General features: G+C 72.9%; 6 protein-coding genes and 1 pseudogene. 5 read left to right on the top strand and 2 right to left on the bottom strand.

Going from position 1 to position 7,622, the window contains the following annotated elements:
- The 5 genes and pseudogenes from SZN_RS19465 to SZN_RS19445 all read left to right on the top strand — a co-directional run.
- Positions 1–213: pseudogene (locus SZN_RS19465) on the top strand (ATP-binding protein); the annotation flags it as partial.
- A gap of 289 nt (positions 214–502) precedes the next feature.
- Positions 503–922, top strand: a complete 420-nt coding sequence (locus tag SZN_RS19460; protein WP_043731801.1) for a roadblock/LC7 domain-containing protein — start codon at positions 503–505, stop codon at positions 920–922.
- On the top strand, positions 919–1,275 hold the full coding sequence (locus tag SZN_RS19455; RefSeq protein WP_007497640.1) for a DUF742 domain-containing protein: 357 nt from the start codon (positions 919–921) through the stop codon (positions 1,273–1,275). Before SZN_RS19460 ends, SZN_RS19455 begins: the two co-directional genes overlap by 4 nt.
- Entirely contained in the window at positions 1,256–1,873 is a 618-nt protein-coding gene (locus SZN_RS19450; RefSeq protein ID WP_007497638.1) for a GTP-binding protein, read from the top strand. Before SZN_RS19455 ends, SZN_RS19450 begins: the two co-directional genes overlap by 20 nt.
- Positions 1,870–3,135 carry a cytochrome P450 gene (locus SZN_RS19445; protein ID WP_007497636.1) on the top strand — a complete coding sequence of 422 codons (1,266 nt, stop codon included), beginning with the start codon at positions 1,870–1,872 and terminating at the stop codon, positions 3,133–3,135. Before SZN_RS19450 ends, SZN_RS19445 begins: the two co-directional genes overlap by 4 nt.
- Positions 3,136–3,240: 105 nt before the next feature.
- Here the strand turns inward: SZN_RS19445 and SZN_RS19440 are convergent, their stop codons facing one another.
- On the bottom strand, positions 3,241–4,467 hold the full coding sequence (locus tag SZN_RS19440; RefSeq protein ID WP_007497635.1) for a cytochrome P450: 1,227 nt from the start codon (positions 4,465–4,467) through the stop codon (positions 3,241–3,243).
- 553 nt (positions 4,468–5,020) lie between these two features.
- Entirely contained in the window at positions 5,021–7,498 is a 2,478-nt protein-coding gene (locus tag SZN_RS19435; RefSeq protein WP_007497633.1) for a beta-glucosidase family protein, read from the bottom strand.
- Positions 7,499–7,622: the final 124 nt, after the last annotated feature.

Raw genomic sequence — 7,622 nt, 5'->3', positions numbered from 1 at the left:
CTGCCCGTGCGGGCCCCGGGGCGGACCATGGCCGAGGCGGAGCGCGGACGGCCGCAGCCCGCGGCCGAGTCCGCGCGGCCCGACGCCGACGGCCCGGCCCGTGACGCGGGCAGCCGGTTCGGCGCCTTCCACCGCGGCCGCCGCACGGCGGGCGGACCCGACGCGGCAGCCGACGACTCCGGGGCCTGGCCCCTTCCCGAGACCGACGCCTAGCGCTGTGGCCGGGAAGGTCAGCCAGGAGCCCGCGGCATCCGGTGCGGTGCCTCGCGAGGCGGCGCGCCACCCGCGTACGGGGACGTACGCGGGTGGGGCGACGCCGCCGCGAGGTGCCGCACCGGATCGTCGCGAGCCGGTGAGCCCCTCCGGTCACAGCACCAGCTCGGCCTGCCGCGCCGGCCGGGCGCGCAGCCACCACCTCACGCAGCGATTCGCCGCACCACGTTGGATTGGAGGAACGGGCCGGGGTCGACCGTCGATGCGGTCGCATCCCGTCCCGCCCGTCATGGAGACCACTGACAACAGCCTCACCTGGCTCTTGATGAACCTCTTGGAGCGCACGCCGGGCACCCGCCACGCGCTCGTCCTGTCCCGGGACGGTCTGAAGCTGTGCTGGACGGAGCACCTCTCCCTGGACCAGGCCGACCAGCTGGCGGCCATCTGCTCCGGCATCCAGGCCCTGGCGCAGGGCGCCTCCGTGGAGTTCGGCGACGGATCGGGCGGTGTCCGGCACTCCATGACCGAGTTCCACGGCGGCCTGCTGTTCATCGTGGAGGCCGGCCAGGGCGCCCATCTCGCGGTGGTCGCCCAGGAGAGCGCCGACCCGGGTGTGGTGGGCCACCAGATGACCGAACTCGTCGAGCAGATCGGCGAGCATCTGCGGGCCGAGCCCCGCACACCCGTCACCCGGGGTGCCTCCGCGTGACCCGCAAACCCGTGGACATCGGCGATCCGGACCGGCTCTACACGGTGACGGGCGGGCGCAGCGAGGCCGACGACTCGTTCGACCTCGTGACCCTGATCGTCAGCGAGTGCGAGCCGACGCCCGGCATGCAGTCCGAGCACGCCCGGATTCTCGAACTGTGCCGCCACCCGGCGGCGCTGGTGGAGATCTCGGCCGAACTCAAGCTGCCCATCACGGTCGTCCGCATCCTGCTCGGCGACCTCCACGCCATGGGCCGGGTGAGCGCCCGCCACCCCCGCGCGGCCCGGTCCGTCGCGGCCCTCCCCGAAACCGCCCTGCTCCAGGAGGTGCTCCATGGGCTCCGCAACCTCTGAGCTGCCCTCCCAGCGCACGCCGCTGGCCGACGCCGCAGAGACCGGCCTGAAGATAGTCGTCGTCGGCGGCTTCGGCGTGGGCAAGACGACCCTCGTCCGCTCGGTCAGCGAGATCCGGCCGCTGAACACCGAGGAGGTGATGACGCAGGCCGGGCAGGGCGTCGACGAGACCGCCGGTGTCGAGCGCAAGACGACGACGACCGTCGCCTTCGACTTCGGGCGGATCAGCCTCAACCAGCGCATGGTGCTGTACCTGTTCGGGGCGCCCGGCCAGGAGCGCTTCTGGTTCCTGTGGGACCGGCTGTTCTCCGGGACGCTCGGCGCGGTCGTCCTCGTGGACACCCGGCGCATGCAGGACTCCTGGTACGCCATCGACCGGCTCGAACACCACAAGACGCCGTTCGTGGTGGCCGTCAACCGGTTCGACGAGGACGAGCGCCGCTTCTCGCTCGACGAGATCCGCCAGGCGCTGTCGCTCGGCGACCACGTGCCGATGGTCGACTGCGACGCGCGGGTCAGATCCTCCGGCAAGGAGGTCCTGATCACCCTCGTGGACCATCTCTACTCGCTGGCACTCTCCCGGGAGGGAACATCGTGAGCGACCACAGCGGCGCCGGGTCGGCGGGCGCTCCCCCACCGGGCTGCCCCGCGCACGCCTCCGCCGTCCCGCTGGGCGGTCTGCAGTACCAGCAGACGCCGTCCGAGCTGTACCGCGCGCTGCGCCGGGAGCACGGGGCGGTCGCGCCGGTGCTGCTCGACGACGACGTGCCCGCCTGGCTGGTGCTCGGCTATCCCGAGGTCTGCTACGTCACCAGCCACGACGAGCTGTTCGCCCGGGACTCGCGGCGCTGGAACCAGTGGCCGAACATCCCGGAGACCTGGCCGCTGCTGCCGTTCGTCGGCTACCAGCCCTCCGTGCTGTTCACCGAGGGCGCCGAGCACCAGCGCCGGGCCGGGGTCATCACCCAGGCGCTGGAGGGCGTCGACCAGTTCGAACTGGCCCGGGAGTGCCAGGCGATCGCCGAGCAGCTGATCACGCTCTTCGCCGGCAGCGGCGAGGCCGAGCTGATGAGCACGTACGCCCACGCGCTGCCGGCCCGCGCGGTGCTGTGGATGTGCGGGATGCCGCAGGGCAGCGAGGACACCGAGCAGCTCGTCGACGACCTGCGGATCTCGCTGGACGCCGGCGAGGGCGACGATCCGGTCGCGGCGTACATGCGGGTCGGGGCGCGGCTGACGCAGCTGGTGAAGGAGAAGCGGGAGAGTCCCGGGCCGGACGTCACCTCGCGGATGCTGCTCGACGCGGCCGCTCTCACCGACGAGGAGGTCGTCCAGGACCTGATCTCCGTCATCGCGGCGGCCCAGCAGCCGACGGCCAACTGGATCTGCAACACGCTGCGGCTGCTGCTGACCGACGAGCGGTTCGCGGTGAACGTCTCCGGCGGCCGGGTGAGCGTGGGCGACGCGCTCAACGAGGTGCTGTGGCTGGACACTCCGACGCAGAACTTCATCGGCCGCTGGGCGGTGCGGGACACCCAGCTGGGCGGGCGGCACATCCGCGAGGGCGACTGCCTGGTCCTCGGGCTCGCGGCGGCCAACACCGATCCGCAGATCTGGCCCGAGTCGCACGTGGGTGCCGAGAACTCCGCGCACCTGTCCTTCAGCAACGGCGAGCACCGCTGCCCCTACCCGGCGCCCCTGCTGGCGGACGTGATGGCGCGTACGGCGGTCGAGACGCTGATGGAGCGTCTGCCCGACCTGGTGCTGGCGGTGGAGACGGCGGAGCTGACCTGGCGTCCGTCGATCTGGATGCGCGGACTGAGCACGCTGCCGGTGCGCTTCACGCCGTCGGTGCACTGACCCGCGGTCGTCGACGCCGGGCGGCTGTGCGGGCGTCGACGGCCTCCTCCGTGTGCCGGGACCGCCGGTCGGTCGCGGCACACGGAGACCCGTGCGCGGCCGGCCTCAGCCGGCGGCGGGTGTGAAGCGCACCGGGAGCGACTGCGGGCCGCGGGTGAACACGCCCTGTTCCACCGGGTCGAAGCCGTCGGCGAGCCTGATGTCGGGCATCGCGTCGAGCAGTTGGTTGATACCGGTCTCCACCTCCGCCTTGGCGAGCAGCGCGCCGACGCAGAAGTGCCGTCCGAGCGCGAACGCGAGATGGTCGGCGGCGGCCGAGAACGCGGACGTGGTCGTGAGGTCGTCGCGGAAGATGTCGAAGCGGTCGGCGTCGCGGTAGCGGCGCTCGTCCCGGTTGGCGGCTCCGATCAGGCAGGTCACGGTGGCGCCCTGGGGTATGGTGCCGCCGGTGACCTCGACGTCCGTGGCCGCCTGACGCATGATCATGTGGACCGGCGGGGTGTGCCGCAGCGTCTCCGCGAACGCCGCCGCGATCAGCCCGCGGTCCTCGCGGACGGCGGCCAGCTGCTCGGGATGCAGGAGCAGGTTGGCCATGATGCTGGCGATGGCCTTGTCGGTGGTCTCACCGCCCGCGGCCAGCAGCAGACTGCAGAACGCCTTGATGTCCTCGTCGCTCATCCGCACGCCGTCGACCTCGGCCGCGCAGAGCGTGGACAGCAGGTCGTCCCCGAGGTTGTCGCGCCGGTCGCGGATGATCGGGATCATGTACTCGGCGAACTCCACACGGGTGCGCTCGCCGGCGGCGGTCACCTCGGGGTCGCCGGCCAGGTTGCCGAGGAACGCGATGACGGCCGTGTACCAGCCGTGGAAGCGCGCGTGGTCGGCCTTGTCCAGGCCCAGCATGTCCGCGATGACGTTGACGGGGAACCGGGTCGCGTAGTCGGTGACGATGTCGGCGGAACCGGTGTGCCGGAAGGCGTCGATGAGGTCGCGCGAGTTGCGGTCGATGACCGGCAGGAACTTCTCCTGGAGGTCGCTGCCGCGGAAGGCGGGGGCGACCAGGGCCCGCCGCACGGCGTGTTCCCGGCCGCTGAGCTGGAGGATCGTTTTGCCGTGGACGGGCTCCAGCTGCCAGTCGTAGTTGTCCGTGGTGAACTCGGACTTCTTGTCCTTGAAGACGCGTTCGACGTCCTCGTAGCGTGAGATGACGTAACTCTTGGTGGCCTCGTGCCAGATCAGCGGTTCTTTCTCGCGCATCACCGCGTACGCGGGGTAGGGGTCCGCCGCGAACTCGGGCGAGAGGATGTCGGGCGCCTGCGGGGCAGTGGACACGGAACTCCTCGGGTTGGGACGCGTGCCGTCGACAGCAGGTTATTGATCTTTGCGTGGCTCAAACAGTCCACTCCTGGCCGAAGTTGAGCATGGAACAAACTTTTGGAGCCACCTTGTCGCGGTCACGTTCCCGGAACCGGTACGGGGGGACGCTGCGGGGCGGCTCCGGAGGCCCGGACGCGTGTCCGCCGACCGGGTGTGGAGACGACATCGGGGCGGCCCCGCGCCGAGCTGACGAGCCACGGCGCCGGCCCCGCGCCGAGCTGACGAGCCACGGCGCCGGCCCCGCGCCGTGTTCCACGACGCGGGCGGCGTCTTCCACCGCGGCGCCGCCGACGCCCGGGTGCCCGGGGCCGATCCGCCGCACAGCAGTCACGGCCCGGACTGGGCGCACTGGTACGCCCGGTCCGTGGCCGGCGGGCAGTCCGGTACGGAACCCCCGGGACGAGCGGACGACGGGCGCGGCCCCGTTCCGCGGGGAGGAGATCCGCCGGGCGGCGACGGAGCGCCGGTCCGGGCGGCGGGACGGGACGAGGCCGCGCAGGGGTGCGGGTCAGCCCAGGACGAGGGTGCGCTGCGCGGTGACGTCTCGGGACGAGCGGGCCGTCGCGAAGGTGTACCGGCCCCGGGTGAGGGTCATCGCCCCCGACGTCCAGACCTCGAGGTCCTGGACCGGGACGGTCAGGGTCAGGCGCCTGCTGCCGGCCGCGGGGAGTGTGACCTTGCCGAAGGCGACCAGGCGGCGGGGCTCGGCCGCCGCCGCGGCGGGCAGGGTGGCATAGACCTGGACGACCTCGGTGCCCTGGCGGCGGCCGGTGTTGGTCACCGTCACGGCGACGGTGACCTGGCGTGCCGCCGGGTCGTAGGCCGCTTCGAGGGAGCCGTGGGCGAAGGTCGTGTAGGACAGGCCGTGGCCGAAGGGGAAGCGGGGTTCCTGCTTGCGGGCGTCGTAGAAGCGGTAGCCGACGGCCGCGCCCTCGTCGTAGGAGACGGCGCCGTTCGTTCCCGGGTAGGTGGCGGGGGTGGTGCCCGGTCCCTGGGTGGCGTCGGCGGGGAAGGTGACCGGGAGGCGGCCGGACGGGTCGCTGTCGCCGAACAGGACGGCGGCGAGAGCGGTACCGGCACCGCGGCCTCCGTACCACGCCTGGACCACGGCCTCCACGTCGTCGAGCCAGGGGGTCGCGACGGGGCCGTCGGTGTTGAGGACGACGACGGTACGGGGGTTCACGGCGGCCACGGCCCTGATGAGCCGGTCCTGGTCGCCCGGGAGCGCGTACTGCGCGTGGTCCATCCCCTCGCCGGCCACCCGGTTGACGAGGACGACGGCCGCGTCGGCCGCGCGGGCCGCCGCCACGGCCGCGGGGATGAGGGAGTCGGGCTGCCAGCCGAACGTCAGGCCGCTGGAGCCCCGTTCCGCGGTGGCGTTGTGGTAGGTGATCTCCACCCTGACGGCGCGGCCGGCGGTCAGTTCTGCGGTTCCCTGGAGGGGGTAGTCGTAGGGGCCGAGGAAGAAGCGGGCCATCTGCCGGGTGCCGGAGACGACGTCCTTGCCGTCGATCTTCAGCGCTGCGGTCCCGGAGGTCAGCAGGGAGAAGCGGTGCAGTCCGGTGGTGGTCGGGGTCAGGGTCCCGGTCCACCTGGCCGACCACACCTGCGGCAGGCCGTCGACGGGGGCGGCGGTGAAGTCGACGGTGGGGTCGGTGCGGGTCGCGACGGGGGTGCCGGTGGCGTCGGCACCTGAGTAGTACGCCCCCGTCAGTCCGGCCGCGCCCGCGGCAGTGCGCAGGACGGCGGCGGGGACCGCGGTGAGGGGAAGGTCGCCCTTGGTGCCCTGGGCGTGCGTGACCCTGACCGCGTTTCCGGCGCGGGCCCGGATCGCGTCGAGCGGGGTGGTCCAGGTGCCGGGGTCGACGTGGCTGGAGCCGGACACGCCGGTGAAGGTGTCGGTGCCCGCGGGGCCGATCACGGCCAGCGACTTCACGGAACCGGTCAGCGGGAGGGCCCCGGCCCGGTTGGCGAGCAGCACCGTGGAGGCGACGGCCGCCTCGTGGGCGAGGTCCTTGTGCGCCCGGGTGCTGACGTCGGCCGCGGGGGCGGTGACGGGGTGGTCGAAGAGGCCGTTGGCGTACATGGTGACGAGGATGCGGCGGGCGGCGTCGTCGAGCCGGGCGGCCGGTATCGCGCCGCCGGTCAGGGAGCCCGCCGGGATCTGGACGCCGCCGGGTCCCAGTCCGGCGAGGTCGATGCCCGCGCGGGCGGCGGCCACCTGGTCGTCCCCGGCCCAGAAGTCGGGCACGGTGTAGCCCTGGAGGCCCATCTTCTTCTTCAGGTCGTCGAAGAGGCCGGCGTTGCGTGTCGCGAAGGTGCCGTTGATCTTCGGGTACGCCATCATCACCGAGGTGGCCGGGGCCGCGGCGATCACGCGGCGGAAGGGCGCCTCGTAGAACTCGTACAGGGCGCGGTCGGCGACCCTGGTGTCGGTGAAGAAGCGGTTCACCTCCTGGGTGTAGCCGGTGAAGTGCTTGACGGTGGCGGCCATGTACGTCGACTGGATCGCCACGGTGAGCGCCGCCCCGAGGCGGCCGGCGAGCACCGGGTCCTCACCCATGGCCTCGGCCTGGCGGCCGAAGTGCCAGGTGCGGGTGAGGTCGATGGTGGGGCCGAGGGCGTTGTTGTAGCCCTTGGCCCGGCCCTCGGTGCCGATGGCCTCGCCGATCCGTCGGGCGAGGTCCTCGTCGAAGGCGGCGGCCTGGGCCAGGGGCACCGGGAAGGCGGTGACTCCGCTCTCGCCGCGCAGACCCGCCGAGGCGTCGACCATGGCGAGGGCCGGGATGCCGAGGTGCGCGACGGCGGCGAAGTCGCAGCGGACGAGGGCCTCCTTCTCGTCCGCCGTCATCCGGGCGAGCAGTGCGGCGGCCCGGTCCCGGGCGGTGGGGTCCGACGCGGCGAACGCCGGGTCGGTCATGGCGGGTGCCATGCTCGCGGCCAGGGCGGTGAAGGCTGCGGCGGAAAGGAACGTGCGTCGGTTCACTGCGGCTCTCCTGACGGACAGGGCGGCTGTACGGCTCGCCGCCGCGGCTCTTTCTTCGGTTGGGGGTGGGGCCGGCCGTGGGGTCAGGTCACGGCCGGCCCCGGTTGCGGGGGCCTTCTGGGGG

The sequence above is a fragment of the Streptomyces zinciresistens K42 genome (genome assembly GCF_000225525.1).
GTDB classification, from domain to species: Bacteria; Actinomycetota; Actinomycetes; order Streptomycetales; family Streptomycetaceae; genus Streptomyces; species Streptomyces zinciresistens.
Note: the sequence above shows the minus strand (reverse complement) of the source record. Positions and strands in the feature narration are given on the sequence as shown.

Bases quoted from the DNA above. Each gene is read 5' to 3' on its own strand.
- SZN_RS19460 (WP_043731801.1), top strand. From the start codon at position 503: ATGGAGACCACTGACAACAGCCTCACCTGGCTCTTGATGAACCTCTTG.
- SZN_RS19450 (WP_007497638.1), top strand. From the start codon at position 1,256: ATGGGCTCCGCAACCTCTGAGCTGCCCTCCCAGCGCACGCCGCTGGCC.